The 20,810-nt window shown below is 67.8% G+C and carries 17 protein-coding genes and 2 tRNA genes; 8 read left to right on the forward strand and 11 right to left on the reverse strand.

Features of this window, described 5'->3' with window-relative positions:
* Positions 1 to 121 precede the first annotated feature (121 nt).
* The 6 genes from ACFWE2_RS08015 to gyrB form a co-directional block, all read right to left on the reverse strand.
* Positions 122 to 194, reverse strand: a tRNA-Ala gene (locus ACFWE2_RS08015).
* A 12-nt stretch (positions 195 to 206) separates the two neighbouring features.
* The gene (locus ACFWE2_RS08020) at positions 207 to 326 is read right to left on the reverse strand and encodes a DLW-39 family protein (RefSeq protein ID WP_377223688.1); all 120 of its coding nucleotides are present in this window, start codon (positions 324 to 326) and stop codon (positions 207 to 209) included.
* Positions 327 to 361: 35 nt separating this feature from the next.
* Positions 362 to 435, reverse strand: a tRNA-Ile gene (locus tag ACFWE2_RS08025).
* 147 nt (positions 436 to 582) lie between these two features.
* The gene (locus ACFWE2_RS08030) at positions 583 to 1,857 is read right to left on the reverse strand and encodes a DUF3566 domain-containing protein (protein WP_377223689.1); all 1,275 of its coding nucleotides are present in this window, start codon (positions 1,855 to 1,857) and stop codon (positions 583 to 585) included.
* Positions 1,857 to 4,514 (reverse strand): DNA gyrase subunit A, encoded by a 2,658-nt coding sequence (gene gyrA, locus ACFWE2_RS08035; RefSeq protein ID WP_377223690.1) that lies wholly within the window; start codon positions 4,512 to 4,514, stop codon positions 1,857 to 1,859. The genes ACFWE2_RS08030 and gyrA overlap by 1 nt, the downstream gene beginning before the upstream one ends.
* Before the next feature lie 184 nt (positions 4,515 to 4,698).
* The gene (gene gyrB, locus ACFWE2_RS08040) at positions 4,699 to 6,774 is read right to left on the reverse strand and encodes a DNA topoisomerase (ATP-hydrolyzing) subunit B (protein ID WP_377223691.1); all 2,076 of its coding nucleotides are present in this window, start codon (positions 6,772 to 6,774) and stop codon (positions 4,699 to 4,701) included.
* A 562-nt stretch (positions 6,775 to 7,336) separates the two neighbouring features.
* Here gyrB and ACFWE2_RS08045 point away from each other — a divergent pair.
* A complete protein-coding gene (locus ACFWE2_RS08045; RefSeq protein WP_377223692.1) occupies positions 7,337 to 7,999 on the forward strand; it encodes a hypothetical protein in 663 nt (220 codons plus the stop codon).
* Positions 8,000 to 8,136: 137 nt separating this feature from the next.
* On the opposite strand, the gene ACFWE2_RS08050 is transcribed toward ACFWE2_RS08045, so the two are convergent.
* The 5 genes from ACFWE2_RS08050 to dnaA form a co-directional block, all read right to left on the reverse strand.
* Complete coding sequence (locus ACFWE2_RS08050; RefSeq protein ID WP_377223693.1) at positions 8,137 to 8,631, reverse strand: DUF721 domain-containing protein; 495 nt, start codon at positions 8,629 to 8,631, stop codon at positions 8,137 to 8,139.
* A 40-nt stretch (positions 8,632 to 8,671) separates the two neighbouring features.
* Positions 8,672 to 9,907, reverse strand: a complete 1,236-nt coding sequence (gene recF, locus ACFWE2_RS08055) for a DNA replication/repair protein RecF (RefSeq protein WP_377223694.1) — start codon at positions 9,905 to 9,907, stop codon at positions 8,672 to 8,674.
* Positions 9,908 to 9,933: 26 nt separating this feature from the next.
* A complete protein-coding gene (gnd, locus tag ACFWE2_RS08060; protein ID WP_377223695.1) occupies positions 9,934 to 10,830 on the reverse strand; it encodes a phosphogluconate dehydrogenase (NAD(+)-dependent, decarboxylating) in 897 nt (298 codons plus the stop codon).
* Between the two features lie 127 nt (positions 10,831 to 10,957).
* Entirely contained in the window at positions 10,958 to 12,088 is a 1,131-nt protein-coding gene (dnaN, locus tag ACFWE2_RS08065; RefSeq protein ID WP_116677406.1) for a DNA polymerase III subunit beta, read from the reverse strand.
* A gap of 638 nt (positions 12,089 to 12,726) precedes the next feature.
* On the reverse strand, positions 12,727 to 14,163 hold the full coding sequence (gene dnaA / locus ACFWE2_RS08070; RefSeq protein ID WP_377223696.1) for a chromosomal replication initiator protein DnaA: 1,437 nt from the start codon (positions 14,161 to 14,163) through the stop codon (positions 12,727 to 12,729).
* A 431-nt stretch (positions 14,164 to 14,594) separates the two neighbouring features.
* Between dnaA and rpmH the strand changes: the two genes are divergently transcribed.
* From rpmH to ACFWE2_RS08105, 7 genes are all read left to right on the forward strand, one after another.
* Complete coding sequence (rpmH, locus tag ACFWE2_RS08075; protein ID WP_108493057.1) at positions 14,595 to 14,732, forward strand: 50S ribosomal protein L34; 138 nt, start codon at positions 14,595 to 14,597, stop codon at positions 14,730 to 14,732.
* Positions 14,733 to 14,735: 3 nt separating this feature from the next.
* Positions 14,736 to 15,113, forward strand: a complete 378-nt coding sequence (rnpA, locus tag ACFWE2_RS08080; protein ID WP_377223697.1) for a ribonuclease P protein component — start codon at positions 14,736 to 14,738, stop codon at positions 15,111 to 15,113.
* The gene (yidD, locus tag ACFWE2_RS08085; RefSeq protein ID WP_377223698.1) at positions 15,110 to 15,418 is read left to right on the forward strand and encodes a membrane protein insertion efficiency factor YidD; all 309 of its coding nucleotides are present in this window, start codon (positions 15,110 to 15,112) and stop codon (positions 15,416 to 15,418) included. Before rnpA ends, yidD begins: the two co-directional genes overlap by 4 nt.
* An 80-nt stretch (positions 15,419 to 15,498) precedes the next feature.
* Entirely contained in the window at positions 15,499 to 16,659 is a 1,161-nt protein-coding gene (gene yidC, locus ACFWE2_RS08090) for a membrane protein insertase YidC (protein ID WP_377223699.1), read from the forward strand.
* 12 nt (positions 16,660 to 16,671) lie between these two features.
* Positions 16,672 to 17,226 carry a protein jag gene (locus ACFWE2_RS08095; protein ID WP_377223700.1) on the forward strand — a complete coding sequence of 185 codons (555 nt, stop codon included), beginning with the start codon at positions 16,672 to 16,674 and terminating at the stop codon, positions 17,224 to 17,226.
* Between the two features lie 126 nt (positions 17,227 to 17,352).
* Positions 17,353 to 18,012, forward strand: a complete 660-nt coding sequence (gene rsmG / locus ACFWE2_RS08100; RefSeq protein ID WP_377223710.1) for a 16S rRNA (guanine(527)-N(7))-methyltransferase RsmG — start codon at positions 17,353 to 17,355, stop codon at positions 18,010 to 18,012.
* A 1,062-nt stretch (positions 18,013 to 19,074) separates the two neighbouring features.
* On the forward strand, positions 19,075 to 20,772 hold the full coding sequence (locus tag ACFWE2_RS08105) for a ParA family protein (RefSeq protein ID WP_377223701.1): 1,698 nt from the start codon (positions 19,075 to 19,077) through the stop codon (positions 20,770 to 20,772).
* The last annotated feature ends 38 nt before the right edge of the window (positions 20,773 to 20,810 follow it).

Below are 20,810 nucleotides of genomic sequence, written 5' to 3' on the forward strand. Positions count from 1 at the left end.
GGGCCAGAGCGGCCAGGCCCTCCTGTCACACCCGGAGCGGGCGAATCCAGTCCACGCCCTCGGTCCGAACCGGGGCACAAAAAAGACCTGCGGCGAGAGTGTCGCCGCAGGTCATTGCGGGTGGAGCCAGGGGGACTCGAACCCCCAACCCCCTGCTTGCAAAGCAGGTGCGCTACCAATTGCGCCATGGCCCCTCTGCGAGCCGCTCAGTCGAGCGAGTCGGTGACCTCGGACCACAGATCGCGGCCCGCGGCGTCCTCGCTCAGCTTGCGCCAGAGGATGTAGCCGGCTCCAGCAGCGAGCAGCACTATAAGCAGCTTCTTCACGAGTTCCTCCTGAGGAGCCTCTGCAGGTCCGGGAGTGGGGCTAGGAGGACTTGAACCTCCGACCTCTTCCTTATCAGGGAAGCGCTCTAACCGTCTGAGCTATAGCCCCGGGCGAGCGTTCCGCACGCTGCCGCGACACTGGAGATTACCCCAGGTCGGGACGATGTCCCAAACCGAAAACGCGGTTCGCGGTGTGACGTGCATCGAGTCGTGCGCAGCAGCGCACGAGAACGCTCTGGGTGACGCCGTAGCGGCGTCAGTCGTCGGTCAGCGTCATGTGCACGCCGCCGACGAGTGCTGCGGTGATGTTGTACAGGAAAGCCATGATCGTGGCGATCGCCGTCAACAAGACAATGTTACAGATGCTGATCAGAGTCGCCAGCGAGATGACGCGCGGGAACTCGACGAACTGCGTGAGGTTGACGTCGCTCTGCGGCCCGACGGCGTCCTTCACGAAGTCCTGGATGGTGGTGAACACGCCGAGGCTGTTCAGCACCGACCAGAACACCGCGGTGGCGACCACCGTCATGATCGCGACCGCCACGGCCAGCAGGAACGCCAGCTTCATGACGGACCAGGGGTCCACACGAGAGATGGCGAGGCGCACCCGGCGCGGTCCGGCCGGAGCAGAGCGAGGTGCCTCGGGAGTCGGCTCCGACGGTGTCCGAGGCGCAGCACCCGTGGCCTGCGGCGTGGCCGGAGTGGCCGTTCCGCGCACTCCGGCCGCCGTGTAGTGCATCTCGGGCCGAGCGGTGGTCTCGTTCGCGGGCGTTGCCGGCCGCGCGTCGTCGTCGGGCATTATCGACGTCACTTTCTTGGCTGCGCTGCGGGCCGCGTCGAGGGCAGCCTGAGCTGCCTTCATCGCGCCTGCTCGGACGCCGTCTGCACCTTCCGACGTCGCGGTGGGTGGTGCCGGCGGAGCGGTCGGTGCCGAGACGCGGTTCCACGACTTCGCGGTGGCGTCGGACACCGGAGCCGGGACGTCGGACTTCGACGAGTCGACACCGGAACCAGCTACGGGCTCGCTGCCCGTCGGCGTGGTCGGAGCGGAGGGTGCGGGCGGGGTGGCCTGCTCGGGCGAAGCCGAAGCGGCCGGCTTGGCCGGTGCGGCCGGGGCCGCTGGCACGGCCGGAGCCGCAGGAGCGGCCGGCTTGGAATCCTTGCCTGCGCGGCCCGCTTCGTACGCGGAACGCCAGACCCCACCCGTCGTCGGGATGCTCGACGCCTCCGGTGCCGGCGCCACCGGTGCCGCACCAGGCCCAGGACGCTTCGTCGACGGGGCAGGAACCGCGGCCGGCGGGTCGGCGTCCTCGCTCGCCGCACCAGAGCCACTCGGGGCGGCGCCGGTCTCGGCGGCGTCAGCCTTCGTCGACGCCGAGCTCTTGCTCGCGGTCGCCTCCGCCTGCTTCGGGTCGGGGGTCTCGGCCGAAGCCTGCTCCCCGGTCACCTCCTTGCGATCCCTGGTGATCTCCAGGTCCTCGTCGAGGTCGGGCGACGCCGTGCGCACGGGCCCGCTCTTGTCACTCGTCATCAGCTGTCCTCGCGTCCGGTGCTGTCCTCAGGGGTGCTCGGAACTTCATCAGGGGTCGGAGTCTCTTCCACGGTAACCCGCTCGGCGGAGTCGCCGTCGGAGATCTCGTCCACAGCACCTGTCGCATCGCCCGCGTCCTCACGCTCCGCGTTGCGCGCGACGGCGATAATCCTGTCGCCCTTGTCCGGCTTTGCGAAGGTTACCCCCTGCGTGTTCCGGCCGGTGAGGTTAACTTCGGCGACCGCGGAACGCACGATCTTGCCGCGCTCCATGATGACCAGCACCTCGTCGTCGGCATACGTGACCAGTGCGCCCACGAGGTCACCGCGTGCCTCTACGAGGTTGGCGACCTTGATACCGAGACCACCACGGCCCTGGACCCGGTACTCCGAGATGCGGGTGCGCTTCGCGAAACCGCCCTCGGTGACGACGAAGAGGTCGGCTCCGTCGATGACCACGGCGGCGGAGAGCAGCTCGTCGTCCTCCCGGAACTTCATCCCCGTGACGCCCGAGGTGGCACGGCCCAGCGGGCGGATCGACTCGTCGTCCGCATGGAAGCGGATCGACTGGCCCTTGCGGGAGACGAGGATGAGGTCGTCGTCAGCGTTCACGAGGCGGGCCGAGACGAGCTCGTCCGCGGCGCCGGCCTCGTCCTCCCGCAGGTTGATCGCGATGAGGCCACCGGATCGCGGTGAGTTGTACTCGCTCAGACGGGTCTTCTTCACGAGCCCGCGCCGCGTGGCGAGGACCAGGTACTCAGCGGCCTCGTAGTCGGGGATGTCGAGGACCTGGGCGATCTTCTCACCGGGCTGGAAGGCCAGCAGGTTCGCGACGTGCTGACCCTTGGAGTCACGGCCACCCTCGGGCAGCTCGTAACCCTTGGCGCGGTAGACCCGGCCCAGGTTGGTGAAGAACAGCATCCAGTGGTGGGTCGTCGTCGTGAAGAAGTGGTCCACGATGTCGTCCTCGCGCAGCTGCGCGCCGCGCACACCCTTGCCGCCGCGCTTCTGCGAGCGGTAGTTGTCCGTGCGAGTCCGCTTGGCGTAACCGCCACGCGTGATGGTGACGACCACGTCCTCCTCGGGGATGAGGTCCTCCATCGACATGTCGCCGTCGTACGGAAGGATCGTCGTGCGGCGCTCGTCGCCCCAGCGCTCGGTCACCTCGTTGAGCTCGTCGCCCACGATGGCCCGCTGGCGCGCCGGCGTGGCGAGGATGTCCAGGTAGTCGTCGATCGCGAGCCGCAGCTTGGCGTGCTCGTCGAGGATCTTCTGTCGTTCGAGCGCCGCCAGTCGACGCAGCTGCAGCGCCAGGATCGCGTTCGCCTGCAGCTCGTCGATCGTGAGCAGCTCCATCAGGCCCGTGCGTGCTTCGTCCGCGTCGGGGGAGCGGCGGATCAGCGCGATGACCTCGTCGAGCGCGTCGAGGGCCTTGAGGTAGCCCTCGTAGATGTGGATCTGGTCCTGCGCCTCCTTGAGGAGGTACTCGGTGCGCCGGCGCACGACCTCGATCTGGTGCGTGGTCCAGTGGCGCACGAACGCGTCGATGCTCAGCGTGCGGGGCACCTCGTCGACCAGCGCCAGCATGTTCGCGCTGAAGTTCTCCTGCAGCGGCGTGTGCTTGTAGAGGTTGTTCAGCACCACCTTCGCCACGGCGTCGCGCTTGAGGACGATCACGAGGCGCTGGCCGGTGCGGCCGGACGTCTCGTCGCGGATGTCCGCGATGCCGTTGATCCGGCCGTCGTTGACGAGGTCGGCGATCTTCGACGCCAGGTTGTCCGGGTTCACCATGTACGGCAGCTCGGTCACCACCAGGCAGATCCGGTTCTGGATCTCCTCGACGCTGACGACCGCACGCATCGTGATGGAGCCACGTCCCGTGCGGTAGGCGTCCTCGATGCCCTTGTGCCCGAGGATCTGCGCGCCGGACGGGAAGTCCGGGCCCTTGATGCGCTCCAGGAGTGCCTCGAGCAGCTCCTCGCGGGAGGCGTCGGGGTTGGCCAGGTGCCACCGCACGCCGTCGACGACCTCCCGCAGGTTGTGCGGCGGGATGTTCGTCGCCATCCCGACCGCGATGCCGGCCGACCCGTTGACCAGGAGGTTCGGGATGCGCGACGGCAGGACCACCGGCTCCTGGGTCCGCCCGTCGTAGTTCGGCCGGAAGTCGACGGTGCCCTTCTCGATGTCGCGCACCATCTCGAGGGCGAGCGGCGCCATCTTGCACTCGGTGTACCGCGGGGCGGCGGCCGGGTCGTTGCCGGGCGAGCCGAAGTTGCCCTGGCCCGCGACCAGCGGGTAGCGCAGCACCCAGTCCTGGACCAGGCGTACCAGGGTGTCGTAGATGGAGGTGTCGCCGTGGGGGTGGTACTTACCCATGACGTCGCCCACGACACGCGAGCACTTGGAGTACGCGCGGTCCGGGCGGTAGCCGCCGTCGTACATCGCGTAGATGACGCGGCGGTGGACCGGCTTGAGGCCGTCCCGCACGTCGGGCAGCGCGCGGCCCACGATCACGCTCATCGCGTAGTCGAGGTACGACCGCTGCATCTCGAGCTGAAGGTCGACCTGCTCGACACGGCCGTGGTGCACCGCTACTCGGGCGTCCTCCATCGGAATGCCGTCGTCGGAGTTCTCCACGCCGGGGGTCTCGTCCGTCACCGTCTGTACTTCCTCTCCACGCCGGTGGGCGTGTCACTTCGTCTCCTGGGCCGCCATGTCCGTGTCCGACGCCGGCCGCCCGGGTGGGCGGTCGTGCCGGGGCGCGCGAGCTTGTCGCTCGCGAGCTCATCCCTCAGCTGGCTCTACCCACGTTGATATCCTGCGGGGCTCGCAAGCTCGCTCCTCAGATATCAAGGAACCGCACATCCTTGGCGTTGCGCTGGATGAACGTGCGGCGGGACTCGACGTCCTCGCCCATGAGCACCGAGAAGATCTCGTCGGCCGCGGCCGCGTCGTCCATGGTCACCTGCAGCAGCGTCCGGTGGTCCGGGTCCATCGTGGTGTCCCAGAGCTCGGAGTAGTCCATCTCGCCCAGGCCCTTGTACCGCTGGATCCCGTTGTCCTTCGGGATCCGCTTGCCCTGTGCGGTGCCGGCCTCGAGGAACGCGTCGCGCTCCCGGTCCGAGTACACGTAGTCGTGCGGGGCGTTGCTCCACTTGATCCGGTACAGCGGCGGCTGCGCGAGGTACACGTGACCGTGCTCGATGAGCGGGCGCATGTAGCGGAACAGCAGGGTGAGCAGCAGGGTGCAGATGTGCTGGCCGTCGACGTCGGCGTCGGCCATGAGCACGATCTTGTGGTACTTGAGCTTCGAGATGTCGAAGTCCTCGCCGATACCCGTGCCGAACGAGGTGATCAGCGCCTGGACCTCCGCGTTGGACAGCGCCTTGTCGAGCCGCGCGCGCTCCACGTTCAGGATCTTGCCGCGCAGCGGGAGGATCGCCTGGTTGTGTGGGTTGCGCCCGCGCACCGCGGAACCGCCGGCCGAGTCACCCTCGACGACGTAGATCTCGCACTCGTCGGGGAACCGCGACTGGCAGTCCCTGAGCTTGCCAGGCATACCGCCGCCGTTCAGGACGCCCTTTCGACGGGTCGCCTCGCGCGCCTTGCGTGCCGCGATGCGGGCCTGCGAGGCAGAGATCGCCTTGCGGATGACGTCACGTGCCTCGTTCGGGTGCGCGTCGAACCAGTCGACGAGCTGCTCGCGCACCACGCGCTGCACGAAAGTCTTGGCCTCCGTGTTGCCGAGCTTCGTCTTGGTCTGGCCCTCGAACTGCGGCTCGCCGAGCTTCACGGAGATGACGGCGGTGAGGCCTTCCCGGATGTCGTCACCCGTGAGGTTCTCGTCCTTCTCCTTGATGATGTTCTTGTCCCGTGCGTAGCTGTTGACCAGCGTGGTCATCGCCGCACGGAAGCCTTCCTCGTGCGTCCCGCCCTCGGTGGTGGAGATCGTGTTCGCGAACGTGTGCACCGACTCGCTGTAGGCGCTGGTCCACTGCAGAGCGACCTCGACGGCGATCTTGCGCTCCGTGTCCTCGCTCTCGAACGAGATCACGTCCGGGTGGATGAGCTCGACGCGCTTCGCGGAGTTGAGGTGGTGGACGTAGTCCATCAGACCGTTGTCGTACTTGTACGTGACGGTGCGCCAGCCGTCCGACTCCGAGCCGGGCTCCTGTCCGTCGGCCGACGACCCGCTCTCGGCGGCGACCACGTCGTCCGCGGCCGCCTCGCGCTCGGCACCCGTCACCTCGTCGGTGGCGGACGAATGGCCGGCGCGCTCGTCGGTGAGCGTGATCTTCAGGCCCTTGTTGAGGAACGCGTACTGCTGGAACCGGGCACGCAGCGTCTCGAAGTCGTACTCGGTGGTCTCGAAGATCGTCCCGTCGGCCCAGAACGTCTGGGTGGTGCCGGTGCCCTCGTCGGGGCCGAGCGGCTCGAGCCGCTCCACGCCCGTGATCGGGTTGCCGCCGTCGGTGTACTCCTGGCGCCAGTTGTACCCGTCGCGGCGGACCTCCGACACGAACCGGTAGCTCAGCGCGTTCACCACGGACATGCCGACGCCGTGCAGGCCGCCGGACACGGCGTAGCCGCCGCCGCCGAACTTGCCGCCCGCGTGCAGGATGGTCATGACGACCTCGAGCGTGGGCTTGCCCTCTGTCGGGTGCATCGCGACCGGGATGCCTCGGCCGTCGTCGGTGACGCGCACACCACCGTCCGGCAGCAGCCGGACGTCGATCTCCGTGGCGTGGCCCGCGAGGGCCTCGTCCACAGCGTTATCCACAATCTCGTACACAAGGTGGTGGAGCCCACGCTCACCGGTCGATCCGATATACATGCCCGGTCGCTTACGAACGGCCTCGAGACCTTCCAGGACTGTGATGTTCCCGGCGTCGTAGCCGCCGTCGATTCGCTCTGTCACGGGCGGGGTTGCTCCTCGTCTTTCAGGCACACGATGTGCACGACGACGGATGTACCAGCGGCTGCACGAGCGGCTCGGACCCACCTGGGTTCATGCCTTGCTCGGGTGCTGACGTACGATCCGACGGCTCGTCGGTGCTCAGCGTTCCGGGCCTCAGGACGATCCTGGGACCCGGCGCGGTTGACCCCCTCATACTACCTTCTGAGCGGCGAAAACCCGGGATCCGAGGCCGTTTGTAGCCACTCCTCCACAACCTTTCTCCACAGGGTGATTTTTGCACTCCTGAAGGGGTCCTGAGAGGGCCGCCAGGCACTCCGCCGGACCGACCTCGACTCCCTGATCGAGGTCGGGGGACGCACCACCACCGAGGCTCGCACACGTGTTCGCCACCGCCGGCCGGACATCCTCCGGAGGGTCCGCGAAGCGTCATGCCAGGGGCTGCCGAAGGTTAGCCAATTTACGGGCAGAGGGTGACATTTCGTTGATTTGCCGTTTTCTGCTCTAATAGCGCCGACCGGTCATTTGCGCAACTTGCGCCCAGTCTCTCTCGAAGGACTTCACAGTGAAGAAACTTCTCGCGGGCGGCGCCCTCGCCGCACTCACCCTCGGCGGCATCGTCGTCGGCGCGACCTCCGCGTCCGCTCACATCCCCGGAGCCGAAGCGGGCTGCGACGCCGCAGCCGGCGTCTCGTTCGTCTCTGCCACGGCCAACATGTACCCCGCCGGCGCCTCGGTCGTCGTCACCATCGACGGCGCAGAGGTCGAGTCCGGTACGTTCGAGGAGGTCGGCTACAAGTCCGGCCAGAACCAGCCGCAGTACGAGTACAGCTACGCGAACAAGTGGGACACCCTCGACGCGACGGTGGCGCACACCTGGACCGTCTCGTACGACTCTCCTGACGGCCAGGGCGTCGAGGACTTCGGCGGGACCATCGAGCCGTGCGTCACGGCCGTGCCGACCCCGGAGCCGTCGCCGAGCGAGCCCCCCGTCACGGAGCCCGAGCCCTCGGAGGAGCCGTCCGTGGCGCCCACCGACGAGGCATCCGTCCCGCCGGCTCCCGTGCCGTCCGACGAGCCGTCAGCTTCGCCCAGCCCTGCCGCTGAGGAGCCCCCGGTGCTCGCCGCGACCGGTGCGACCGTCGGTGGCGCTGTCGCGTTCGCCGCGCTGCTCGCCGCCGGTGGCGTCGCCCTGGTCTGGGCCCGCAAGCGCATGCAGAGCGCGTGACCACGTAGTACCTGGCTGACCCTCGGCGCAGCTGAGCGAGGAAGGGCTCCCCGGCAGAAGCCGGGGAGCCCTTTGCACTTCCTTCCGCGGACACGACGTGCGCCGGTGCACGAGGTCGGAGGGCGGGACCGACGAGGTCAGCCCCAGGTGTCGCGCGGGCCCGGGCCGCGCACGGAGCGTGGGCCCTTGCGGAATCCGGGGCCGGCAGGGCCGAGCACTGTGACCTCCTCGACCACGCCCTCGCCGATCTCCTCGGCCATGCGCCTGCGCAGCGTGGGTACGAGCAGCCGGAGCTGGGTCGCCCAGGCCGTCGAGTCCGCGCGGACCACGAGCACCTTGTCCTCGAAGGTCTCCGGTGTGCAGTGGTCGGCGATCTCGGGACCCACCACCTCGCGCCACCGGCCCATCACCCCACCCACCGAGACGTCCTCGGTCCAGCCCTTCTCGCGCAGCAGTCGCCCGACGAGCGTGCCGAGCAGCTGAGGATCGCGGGCGCCCGGGCCCGATCCGCTCGACCGCGGCTCGGCCAGGGGAGACCTGCGTGACGGCGATCCCGGCCGCAGACCGCGTGCTCGAGCCGCGGCCTTGGCCCGGTTCAGAGCGGCGCGCGCCACCTCGGAGGGTGGTGTCAAAGAGGGCTCAGAGTTATCCACAGGCCCCTGTGGAGAGTTGTCAGTCACGAGTCACCGTCCCGGGTTCCACGTGAAACCGTACGCCGTCCAGGGCAGTGGGAATGTCCTCGGCCACGGCTGCCGTCACCAGTACCTGGCGAGCCGGCAGCACCAGGTCGGTGAGCCGTTGCCTGCGCCTGACGTCGAGCTCGGCGAACACATCGTCGAGGATCAGGACGGGATCGGCGTCGGTACCGAGCTCCGGGTCCCAGAAAGCGGGTGAATCCGCCGAATTCTGCGGATCTCCGCCGAGGAGTCGGAATGATGCGAGGCGCAGCGCGAGCGCGAACGACCAGGACTCGCCGTGACTCGCGTAGCCCTTGGCCGGCAACCCGCCGAGCGTCAGGACGAGGTCGTCGCGGTGTGGGCCGACCAGGCTCACTCCTCGTTCCAGCTCCTGCGGTCGGGCTGTGACCAGGGCCTCCAGCAGCATGTCGCGCAGCTGTCCGACATCGGCAAAGTTATCCCCAGTCCCTGTGGACAACTCCGGTGGATTGCCCGCCGAAAGGGCGGGCAGCGACGACCGGTACGCGATCTCCGCGTCCCCGTCTGCGTCGCTCACCTGCTCGTACGCGGCGGCGACCGCAGGGCGCAGCACCTCGACCAGCTGAATTCGCAACGACAGGATCTCCGCGCCGAGCTCGGCGAGCCGCGCGTCCCAGACGTCGAGGGTCGCGAGCTCCGCAGCAGCACTCTCCGCCCTCGACGAGCCACCAGACCTTCGTGCTGCTCGCGCCGACTTGAGCAGTGCGGACCGCTGCTTGAGCACCCGCTCGTAGTCCGAGAGCACAGCGGACACCCTCGGCATCATCAGGACCAGCAGCTGGTCCATGAACCGCCGTCGGCCGTCCGGCTCTCCCTTGACCAGGGCGAGGTCCTCAGGGGCGAAGAGCACCGTGCGCAACACCCCAAGCACGTCCCGAGCCCGCACCGCCTGGCCCCTGTTGATACGTGCACGGTTCGCCTTGCCCTGGGTGATCTCCAGCTCGACGGTGCTCGCCCGGTCCCCGCGGACGATCCGCGTCCGCACGACGGCGCGGTCGGCGCCTGACCGGATGAGCGGCGCGTCGGTGGCCACTCGATGGGAACCTAGCGTCGCGACATAGCCGATCGCCTCGACGAGGTTGGTCTTGCCCCGGCCGTTGCGCCCTACGAACGCGTTGACCCCGGGTTCGAGCACCACGTCGGCCGAGGCGTACGACCGGAAGTCCAGCAGGGAGAGGTGGGAGACGTACATCGGTAGGTGATCGTACGTCCCGCGCGCTACTCGGCCGACTTCACCGCGTGCCCACCGAACTGCTGACGCAGCGCGGCGACCGCCTTCATGGCAGGCGACTGCTCCTGGCGGGAGGCGAAGCGGGCGAACAGCGCGGCCGAGATGACGGGCAGCGGAACCGCCAGGTCGATTCCCTCGTCCACGGTCCACCGGCCCTCGCCGGAGTCGTCGACCCAGTCGTCCAGGAGGGCGAGCTTCGGGTCCTGCTCGAGCGCCTTGACCATGAGGTCGAGGAGCCAGGACCGTACGACGGTGCCGCGGCTCCAGGCCTTCATCGTGCCGTGCACGTCGGAGATGATGTCGGACTTGGCCGCGAGCAGCTCGTAACCCTCTGCGTATGCCTGCATGAGGCCGTACTCGATGCCGTTGTGGACCATCTTGGCGTAGTGACCGGCGCCGACGCCGCCCGCGTGGACGAAGCCCTCCTCGCGGGGGCCTTCCGGGCGCAGCGCGTCGAAGACCGGCATGACCGACTCGACGTCGGCGGCAGCGCCACCGACCATCAGGCCGTAGCCGTTCTCCAGCCCCCAGACGCCACCGCTCACACCGACGTCGAGGTAACCGATGCCGTTCTTGGCGAGCTCGGCGGCACGCTCCTGGTCCTCGACGTAGTGCGAGTTGCCGCCCTCGATCACGATGTCGCCCTCGTCGAGGATCTCGGCGAGCTGGTCGAGCACACCGCGCGTCGGCTCGCCGGCGGGAACCATCACCCAGACGACCCGCTTGTCCTCCGGAAGGGCAGCTGCCAGGTCAGCGAGCGTGGGGACGTCCGAGACCTCCGGCCGCGGGTCGAACCCGGTGACCTCGATGCCGCCCTTGCGCAGGCGGGCCCGCATGTTGTTGCCCATCTTGCCCAGGCCGACCAGGCCGATGTGGGTGACCATGTGCGTGATTCCTCCAGGTCGATCGACGGGCTCGCTCGTGGCGGCCGTCCTTGCTGCAGGCTGGCTGTCCAACCTGACGGTTGTGGGCTGTGGATAACGGGGCGGTCCGCTGGAGAGCCCCGAGCCGTCAGCCCGTGAAGCGGATCGGGACCAGCAGGTACCGGTAGGCGGAGTCGTCCTCGCCGTCCAGGCTGCCCTGGCCGGTGAACTCGACCGGCTTGTTGGGGTGCGTGAACGAGAGCCGGACGAAGTCGGTGCCCAGCGCGCCGAGCCCGTCGAGCAGGAACTGCGGGTTGAACGCCACGGCGATGTCCTCGCCCACCAGCACGGCCTCCAGCGCCTCGGACGCCTGCGCGTCGTCACCGTGCCCGGCATCCAGCACGACCTGGCCGTCGCTGAACGAGAGACGGATCGGCGTGTTGCGCTCCGCAACCAGGCTCACGCGCTTCGCGGCCTCGATCAGAGGTGCTGTCGCGACCACGGCATGGATCGGCGTGCTGTCGGGGAAGAGCCGGCGGACGGCGGGGTAGTCGCCCTCGACGAGCTGCGAGGTCGTCTGGCGGCCGCCGGCCTCGAAACCCACAAGGTCGAGACCCTGGCCTGTGGACAACCCGACGTTCACGAGCCCGCCCGAGCCGAGCGACTTCGCGACGTCGTTCAGCGTGCGAGCTCGGATGAGTGCCACCGCGGAGAAGCCAGGGGTGGCCGGGGTCCAGGTGAGCTCGCGAAGTGCCAGGCGGTAGCGGTCCGTGGAGAGCAGCGTGATGCGTTCGCCCTCGATCTCCACGCGCACACCGGTCAGCAGCGGCAGGGTGTCGTCACGGCTCGCCGCGACAGTCACCTGGGCGACGGCGTGCGTGAACGCGTCGCCGGATACCGTCCCGCTGACCTCTGGGAGGCCGGGCAGGGCCGGGTACTCGTCCACAGGCATGGTGAGGAGCGTGAACCGGCTCGCACCACAGGTGACGACGACCTTGTTGCCCTCAAGGGCGACATCCACCGGCTTGTTGGGCAGTGCCCGCGAGATCTCGGCCAGCAGGCGGCCCGAGACCAGGACCGTGCCTGGTTCTGCCACCTCGGCGGGAATCTCGGACCGCGCGGACGTCTCGTAGTCAAAGCTGGCCAGGTTGATGACGCCCTGAGCGTCTGCCTCGATGCGGACACCGGCAAGGACTGGAGCCGGCGGACGCGTGGGGAGCGTGCGAGCGGTCCACGTCACGGCATCGGCGAGGACGTCGCGCTCGACCCTGAACTTCATGCCGTTGCATCTCCTCTTGTTCCTGGACTGTCGAGGGAAACCCTACGCGAGTTGCCGAGCGCGTGGCACTCGAGCGGCACAGGTTGTGGATGGACTTCGTGCGGGGCTTAGTACTAATGTTCGATGAGGTGTGCCGAACGCCCGGACCGCCTTATGAAGGCGCGTGGATTCCCTCTTAGAGATAGATGTCGTAGTCGTAGTAGGGGTTGTGGATTCTGGGGATATCAGGTCTTCGTGCAGGTCAGAGGCCGTTTTCTCCTGTGGAGGAGCTGTGGGCCCAACTGTGCAAGAACTGGGGGCACTTGTGGACGCTCGATTTGTACACACAGGCTGTCCACCGATTCGAGGGTCCCCGCCCACAGAAAATGGCCCGTCGTCCACAGCCGTCCACAGCCTTGTCCCCAGGTGTGTATTGGCAGGTCAGGGTCATGAGCCAAGTTCTGCACAGCGGGCATGCACAGGGCTGGGGACGAGCCGAGCGGATCCGCGGCAACCCGCCGTTCCACGTGTGGATAGAGCTGTGGAGGTGCAGATATGCAACACCCCCGTGCACCGGTCGGGCTGTGCACAGGGGTGGGGACAGGTGCGAAAAGTAGCGCGTCGTCCGATTTCAGAACGCCGCGCGAAGATTTCTCGGATCAGCCGCGCTGCTGCTGCTTGATCCGGCTCGTGAGCTCGGTGACCTGGTTGTAGGTCGAGCGGCGCTCCGCCATCTGGCCCGCGATCTTCTTGTTCGCATGCATGACGGTGGTGTGGTCGCGCCCGCCGAACTGCTGGCCGATCTTGGGCAGTGACAGGTCCGTGAGCTCGCGGCACAGGTACATGGCGATCTGCCGGGCGGTCACGAGCACGCGCGACCGGGACGAGCCGCACAGGTCGTCGATGGTCAGACCGAAGTACGCGGCGGTCTGTGCGATGACGACGGCCGGCGTGATCTCCGCGGTGTCGTCGTCATCGGTGATGAGGTCCTTGAGGACGATCTCCGCCAGCGCCAGGTCGACCTGCTGGCGGTTGAGGTTGGCGAACGCGGTGACGCGGATCAGCGCACCCTCCAGCTCGCGGATGTTCGTCGAGATCCGCGAGCCGATGTAGGAGAGGACCTCCGCCGGCACGTCGAGGTGCTCGCTCGCCGCCTTCTTCCGCATGATCGCGATGCGGGTCTCGAGGTCGGGGGGCTGGACATCGGTGATGAGGCCCCACTCGAAGCGGGAGCGCAGACGGTCCTCGAAGCCGTTGAGCTGCTTCGGTGGGACGTCCGACGTGATCACCACCTGCTTGTTGGCGTTGTGCAGCGCGTTGAAGGTGTGGAAGAACTCCTCCATCGTCTGTTCCTTGCCCTGCAGGAACTGGATGTCGTCGATGAGGAGCACGTCGACGTCGCGGTACCGGCGCTGGAACGCACCTGCCTTGCCCTCGCCGATGCTGTTGATGAAGTCGTTGGTGAACTCCTCCGAGTTCACGTATCGCACCCGGATGTGCGGGTAGAGGTTGTGGACGTAGTGCCCGATGGCGTGCATCAGGTGGGTCTTGCCGAGTCCTGAGTCGCCGTAGATGAAGAGCGGGTTGTACGCCTTGGCGGGTGCCTCGGCCACGGCGACGGCGGCCGCGTGAGCGAACCGGTTGGACGAACCGATGACGAACGTCTCGAAGATGTACTTCGGGTTCAGCCGGGTGGGCTCGGCCGACGGCTTCGGCGCCGGCTGCGGGGCGACAGGCATCTGCGCCTGCTCGGGCTCCGGCGGCTCGTGCTCGAGCGAGAGAGTTGCCGGCCCTGAGATCTGCGAGGGTCCGGCGAGCGTACGGCTGCTCAGCTCGGGATCCACGGTGATGCCGAAGCGCACGTCCCGCCCGAGGACCGACGACATCGCGGAGACGAGGTCGTCGCGAACCGCGGTCTCCAGATAGGTACGGGTCTGCTCATGGGGTACGGCGATGAAGACCATGTCGTCCAGCACGGCCATCGGCTTGGCCAGACGGATGAAGGCGAGCTGCCGAGGGCTCATGTCGGGCCGGGCCTCGAGCGCCGTCAGGGTCTGTGCCCAGACGTCGCCGATGTTCTCGTCCGGGTTGGCCACTGGCTTTCCTTCGTCTTGTGCGCGGGGTCCTGCGGGTGCTGGGGGTGTCTTGGAGTCTGCCATGATGGAGCACCGCCCACACAGTTGTCCACAGGTTGTGGATTGTCAGGATCACCGCTGGACAGGTGATACAGGGGCAGGTCACGAGGCTCACGTGCGGTCCCGTCGAGGCGCCCGATGTGGCGCGTCCGACACGCATGATCCCGCCGTTCTGGTTTGACCCGGAGGGCCTCGGCGGCGTAACGTCATACAGCCGTTCCAGGTACTTCTGCGCGCCCACATATGGATTCGGGTCATGTCCTTCGACGTCGACCACGACCAGTGGAGCAGGCCCCCGGGTCGGCGAGGCCGATCGCTGTATCGACCGGCCGACATTCACTGCATCGTCGAGGACAGACGGTGTGCCTACCCCGACGTTCTTGGAGTACCTCGTGAGCAAGCGGACCTTCCAGCCGAACACCCGCCGGCGTGCAAAGACCCACGGTTTCCGGCTGCGCATGCGCACCCGCGCCGGCCGCGCCATCCTGGCGGACCGTCGCCGCAAGGGTCGCGCCGAGCTCTCAGCCTGAGCCATGTTGCCCGCGGCGCACCGACTGCGCCGTACCGTCGACTTTGAGCGGACGGTGCGCCGCGGCACGCGTGCAGGTCGATCGACCGTGGTGGTTCACCTCCTGGTACCGGACGAGAACGTCTCGGACCGAGGATCGGGAACTCCACAGGTCGGTTTTGTCGTTTCCAAGGCTGTGGGCAACTCCGTGCAGCGCAATCTGGTGAAGCGTCGGCTCCGCGCCGCCGCGGCCGGGCAGCTCTCGGTTCTGCCGAGCACCGCCCGAGCCGTCGTGCGCGCACTACCGCCGTCGTCGGCCGCAACATATGCCGATCTTGAACGCGACCTCGACTCCTGCTTGCGCCGTGCGGTCGCACGCGCCACCGGAGACGGGAAGAGATGACCACCGCCCCCGCACCCGAGGGTGAGGCAGCGTCGCGCGAGCCCTCGTTGATCGGCAGGCTCCCGGTGACCCTCCTCGTGGGGATGGTGCGCTTCTACCAGGCGTTCATCAGCCCGATGAGCCCTCCGAGCTGCAAGTACTACCCCTCCTGCTCGCAGTACACCTTGATCGCCTTGCGTCGTCACGGTGCCGTGCGCGGGCTGGGTCTCGCGCTGTGGCGCCTGCTGCGGTGCAACCCGTGGAGTCTCGGTGGCGTCGACGACGTGCCGCCCGTGCGCGGCACGCACACACACGCCGAGGGCTGACCTGCCCCGGCCCTGTCGCCGGCACGGCACCCGCACCCACCCGCAGACTTTGCGTCACCGACTCTGGAGCTTCTTGACCGATGGACTTCTTCGCTTTTCTCTACCCGATCGAATGGGTCGTGGCCTGGATCATCTACGGGTCGCACTGGCTCTTCACGACGCTCGGCATGTCGGCAGGTCCAGGTACGGCGTGGGTGCTGTCGATCGTCGCTCTGGTGATCGTCATACGGATCGTGCTGATCCCGCTGTTCTTCAAGCAGATCAAGGCCTCGCGCGGGATGCAGATGATCCAGCCCGAGCTCCAGGCCGTGCAGAAGAAGTACAAGGGCAAGACCGACCCGGCGTCTCGCGAGAACATGACGCGCGAGACCATGGAGCTGTACCGGAAGCACGGGACGAACCCGTTCGCGTCCTGCATGCCGATCCTGCTCCAGTCGCCGATCTTCTTCGCGCTGTTCCGCGTGCTGAACGGCCTGAAGGCGATCTCTGAGGGCAACGCCGACCCCATCGGGCCGATCACCCAGTCGGTGGCCGGTGACATCGAGTCGTCGACGCTCTTCGGTGCGCAGCTCAGCGACGTCTTCCTGCAGACCGACTCGTGGGTCTCCCGCGCCGTCGTCATCGCGCTGATCGTCGCGATGAGCGTCACGACCTTCACCACGCAGCGCCAGCTCACGATGAAGAACATGCCTCCGGCGGCCCTCGAGGGCCCGATGGCGCAGACGCAGAAGCTCATGCTCTACATGCTGCCCATCGTCTTCGCGATCTCGGGCGTGAACTTCCCGGTGGGTGTCCTCATCTACTGGACGGTGACCAACCTCTGGTCCATGGGTCAGCAGTACTACACGATCAAGCGCATGCCGACGCCTGGCTCCATCGCGGAGAAGCAGATGAAGGAGCGCCAGGCAGCGAAGGCCGCCAAGCGCGCCGCCAAGTCCGGCGCGGTGATCGAGGACGCGACCCCCGTGGTGGAGCAGCCCAAGAGCGGCCAGCGCGTGCAGCCCAAGCGCAAGGACCGGCAGAAGGGCGCGCCGTCCCCGCGTCCCGCCGTCGCGCAGTCGGCACCGCAGGACGCCGTCCCGGAGACGACGTCTGAATCGGCCCCCGGCAAGCAGTCCAGCTCGAAGCCCAAGCAGGCCGGTACGACGCCGGCGAAGCAGCCGGGCTCGAAGCCGAAGCCGTCCGGCACGGCGCCCGGGTCCACCCCGACGGCGTCGAGCAAGCGCAAGCAGAAGAAGTAGGAGGAAGGCACGATGAACGCGAGCACAGGTACGGCTACACCTGAGCCCGAGGCTCCTGTCGTGGATCCAGAGGACCGGACCAAGCGCCTCGAAGAAGAGGGCGAGATCGCGGCCGACTACCTCGAGGAGTTCCTCGACATCGCCGACCTTGACGGCGACATCGACCTCGATATCAAGCACGATCGTGCCGCGGTCGAGGTGGTGGCCGACGACCCCAGGTCGCTGGCCCACCTCATCGGAAGCGAGGGCGAGGTGCTCGACGCCATGCAGGAGCTCACGCGCCTGGCGGTACAGACCCGCACAGGGGAGCGCAGCCGGCTGATGCTCGACATCGGCGGTTACCGGGCCGCTCGCCGCGCCGACCTCACGCGGATCGCAGAGGCTGCGGTGGAGCAGGTGCGCAGCTCTGGCGAGGAGGTCGAGCTCGAGCCGCTCAACGCGTTCGAGCGCAAGGTGGTGCATGACGCGGTGGCGGCCGCCGGGCTGGTCAGTGACTCGCGTGGTGTGGAGCCCGAGCGGTATGTGGTGGTTCAGCCGGCGGGGACGTCGGCAGCGGTCACCGACTGAACTATCGGCCTCGACCGAGGGCCGGTGTGCGTCCCCGAGGACGTGCACCGGCCCTCGGTTTGTTTGGCTACTTCGACAGCGACTGGAGGACGAGACGTGGAGGGTTCGGACGTGGCGGCACAGGAGATGCCCGGCGGAGACACTGTGGTGCCCGACGGCGACACGCTCGGTACGAGCGACAGCGTCAAGGCGTTCCTGGGCGATGCGTACGACGGCGTCGCCCACTACGCCGAGATGCTCCGTGACCAGGGCGAGCTTCGAGGCCTGATCGGGCCTCGCGAGGTGCCGCGCATCTGGGAGCGGCACATCCTGAACTCCGCCGCGGTCGTACCGTTCCTCCCGACCTCGGGATCGGTGGCCGACATCGGATCAGGCGCAGGGCTGCCAGGCGTGGTGCTGGCGCTGATGCGCCCGCAGCTCGAGGTGATCCTCGTCGAACCGATGGAACGACGGACGACGTGGCTGTCCGAGGTGGTGGCCGAACTCGGCCTGACGAACGTCGAGGTGAAACGCGGCCGGGCGGAGGAGTATCACGGCGCGTTCGAGGTCGACGCCGTGACATCCCGAGCGGTGGCCGCACTGTCCAAGCTGGTTCGGCTGAGCATGCCGCTCGTCCGCGTGGGCGGGGAGATGGTGATCCTCAAGGGCCGCAGTGTCGCGGAAGAGATCGAACCAGCCCGCAAGGTCCTGCGGAAGTACGCGGCGGGTGATCCGGACATCCTTGAGGGTTCTACCGTCGAGGGTGTGGAGTCCACGACGATCGTGCGGGTGCGCCGGGGGAAGTAGTCCTCGCGAGGAGAATGTTTCACGTGGAACGGGAGCGGCCGCCCGAGGGTGGCCGCTCCCGTTCTGTTCGGAAGCGAGCAAGGTCCGCGTTATCCGAGGACTGCTGGGCGCGGCGGTCAAGACTCTCTCCGGACGACCGTGAGACCTCGCCGATAGCAGACGCTGACAGGGGAGTGCCATATGTGGCCCTCTTGCCGACGTGCGATGTCGTCGAGTCGGCCGGCTCGTTTCACGTGAAACCGACGATGGGTGCGGGGCTGTCGCGCGCGACCTGGGTCCAGCACCGGAGGGCTGTTTCACGTGAAACCTGACCGGCAGGCCACCCTCGGCGCCGGAACGAACACCGGGCACCTTTCGGGCTCGGCGCCGCCCAATCTCGGCACCGCGCACCGGACGGGCCTCAATACTGTCGAAGAGTGGAACCGATCACCGTGAGGTCGGCGTTTCGACGGCGCCGAACAGGTCGCCGACCTTAGCGTTACTCGCGTGTGCTTCTTCAGACGAAAGTCCAAGCGAGTAGCGGCAGCCAAGTCCGTTGCGGCGTCTGCTGCCTCCACAACGGTGCCCGGCTCGTCCGCTTCCGAACCGGCCTCCGTCCTGGCGGAGCCCGCAACGGGGGGAGTTCCGCCGGCTGCCACCGCGCCAGCCCTGGCGGCGCCCGTCACCGCAGTCGATGACCGGCTCGAATCGGATGCCGGCAGTGGGGAGGCGGATACCTCGCCCGCGCCTGACGGAGACCTGGCCAGTGTGCTGATCGAGGACGAGGGCCCGCCGGGACCTCCTGAATCCCGGGACGACCTCCAGGAACAGACTGTTGGTCCTGGCGACGAACCTCGCTCGCAGGCAGCGCTCGCAGGGCAGCCCGGAGGCGTCGGCAGCCACACGAATGGCCAAGCGCCCGAGGCGTCGGGACAGGTGGATGAGCTAGAGACTGCGGCAGCCGACAGACCCCGAGGCGCCGACAACGATCTGGATATCGGATCTGGGGACGCCAGCACCGCTGAGCCCGGAGCCGGTGCAGCAGGCCCAGATGCCGAGGGCCTTGGTGCGCCGGTGCCCGGCGTGGCCGAGGCAGAGCACGCCGAGCCGGCGGGAGTCGAACTTCCGGCAGTCGCGACGGCGACCGCCCGCGCGGAGAACCACGAAGTGCCGCCCATCTCGTCCGAGGACATGGCGCCGCCTCAGCCCGTGATCGCTGGTGACGCAACGCGGGACCAGGTCTGGGGCCAGGACCGTCCCGGTGATGAGGGCAAGAGCGGCGCCGCCCTGAGCGAGCTGATCGAGTCCGTGACGATGCCCGCTTCCGAGACCGAAGACCAGGAACCACACATGACCGCTGTGACGGAGTCGGCCGAACCGACCGAAGCGCTGGAGCCTGCCGTGGACCCCAGCACGACCGAGTGGGGGACCGGCGCGACGTCCGCCATCGATCCCGATCAGATGGAGGAACTGCCGTCCGACCGGCCTGTACCGGCCGACGCGATCCGTCGGGCGAGCGAGGCTCTCGACGCGGCGGTGAACGCCGCGCCCGCAGTCCTCGGACCGCTCACGCCGATCGACGATGACGAGTCGGTGGTTCTCGTGGACGCGGAATTCACACATTTCGACAGAGAAAGAGAGCCGGAGTCCGAGCCAGAAGACGTGGCCAACGATTACAGTGGCCGCGTGACGGATCCGATTCCTGTGCAGGGCCTCTCCGCTCCTGGTGTTTCACGTGAAACATCCCGGTCGCCGCAGACGCCCAATGGCACGCAGCAGCCCACGGGCGGCCCGCACGGTGGCGATGACGAGCGCCGATCAGCCCTCATCGCAACCGTTCCGGCCGTTGACGATACGACGCCTGTCGCCGCCGAGCTGGCGATGGACGCTCGCCGACGCATCGAGCTCCAGGGGCGGCGATTCCCGCGCCCGCCGAAGACGCGCATCATTACGGTGGCTAACCAGAAGGGCGGCGTCGGCAAGACGACGACCACGGTGAACGTCGCCGCAGGCCTGGCCCAGTCCGGCCTGAACGTACTGGTGATCGACAACGACCCACAGGGCAACGCCTCCACGGCGCTGGGTATCGAGCACCGCGCCGGGACGCCGTCCGTGTACGAGATCCTCGTGGAGGGAGAGTCGCTGGCCAGCACGATCCAGCAGTGCCCCGACGTCCCGAACCTGTGGGGGGTTCCGGCGACGATCGACCTCTCGGGCTCCGAGATCGAACTCGTCTCGCTCGTTTCACGTGAAACAAGGCTCCGGAAGGCGATCGACAAGTACCTTGCCGACAGAGTCGCCGCCGGCGAGGAACGGATCGACTACGTCCTCATCGACTGCCCGCCGAGCCTGGGTCTCCTTACGGTGAACGCGTTCGTGGCAGGCCGCGAGGTCTTCATACCGATCCAGTGCGAGTACTACGCGCTCGAGGGCCTGAGCCAGCTGCTCAAGACCATCGACCTCATCCGCTCCCACCTCAACCCTGAGCTTCGTGTCTCGTCGATCCTGCTGACGATGTACGACGGTCGCACCAACCTCGCACAGCAGGTCGCGGGCGAGGTCCGTTCGCACTTTCCGGCCGAGACGTTCAAGACGACGATCCCGCGGTCGGTGCGCATCTCAGAGGCACCGAGCTACGGCCAGACGGTGATGACCTACGACGCGACATCCACGGGGGCACTGGCGTACCTTCAGGCATCCCGTGAACTGGCCGAGCGGGGCCAGGGTGGTTCGAGCCCGCGCCGCGCCATGCAGGCGGAGCCGGTCGGAGCGCAGGACTGATGGTGTGCAGTGAAGCACGGGACGCGACGCGGACCGTG

Source organism: Promicromonospora sp. NPDC060271 (assembly GCF_042726755.1).
In the GTDB taxonomy this organism is placed as follows: domain Bacteria; phylum Actinomycetota; class Actinomycetes; order Actinomycetales; family Cellulomonadaceae; genus Promicromonospora.